Annotated in this window: 1 protein-coding gene; it reads right to left on the reverse strand. The window is 69.0% G+C overall.

What is annotated here, in order from left to right; genetic code table 11:
* Window positions 1-83: 83 nt before the first annotated feature.
* Window positions 84-656 (reverse strand): YceI family protein, encoded by a 573-nt coding sequence (locus N864_RS22770; RefSeq protein ID WP_034722975.1) that lies wholly within the window; start codon window positions 654-656, stop codon window positions 84-86.
* Window positions 657-827 lie beyond the last annotated feature (171 nt).

The following is an 827-nucleotide window of genomic DNA, read 5'->3' on the forward strand; positions in this document are numbered from 1 at the left end:
CCTCGACGGTCGAAGAGCAGACAGACGGCCAGCGCCATGAGGTCATCTTCCCCCGGCGCCGGCCGTGCCACCCGGCCGGCGCGTCACTGACCCTGCTGCTGCTCCTCGCCCTGCTGCCGCTTGATGGCGGAGATCTCGAACTCGAGCGAGATCTTCTCCGAGACGAGGACGCCGCCCGCGTCGAGGGCGACGTTCCACTCCAGGCCGAAGTCGCGGCGGTTGACCCGGCGGCTGCCCTCGAAGCCGGCGCGCACCTGCCCGGTGGCGTCGGTCTGCACGCCCATCAGCTCGAGCGGGACGACGATCGGGCGGGTGATGTCGCGGATGGTGAGGTTGCCGCTGACGGTGTAGGCCCGCTCGCCGACCTCCTCGATGTTCGTGCTCTCGAAGACGATCTCCGGCCAGCGCTCCGCGTCGAAGAAGTCGCCGCTGCGCAGGTGCTCGTCGCGCTGGTCGTTGCGGGTGTCGACGCTCGCCGTCTTGAGCCGCACCACCGCCGTCGACTTGCTCATGTCGTCGAGGTCGGCGTGGAAGTGCCCCTCGACGTCGTTGAAGGAGCCCCGCACCGTCGTCACCATCGCGTGCCGCGCGGAGAACCCGATCCGCGTGTGGCTCGGATCGAGGTCCCAGTCCCCGTTCAGGTCGATCTCTGTCATCCCCACCCCAACCTCTCATTCGGTTCGGGTGCAAATATCCCACGGCAAGGTCCGCTCGCGGGCGCCCTCCGCGAAAGGGATTCCGGTATGCCGCTCACCTTCCCGTCGCGGTCACCGGACCTCTCGCTCCCTCCCCCCTTCCGCCCGTCGAGTGAGCGCGAACTCCGGTCG

The sequence above is a fragment of the Intrasporangium chromatireducens Q5-1 genome (assembly GCF_000576575.1).
Classification (GTDB): Bacteria; Actinomycetota; Actinomycetes; order Actinomycetales; family Dermatophilaceae; genus Intrasporangium_A; species Intrasporangium_A chromatireducens.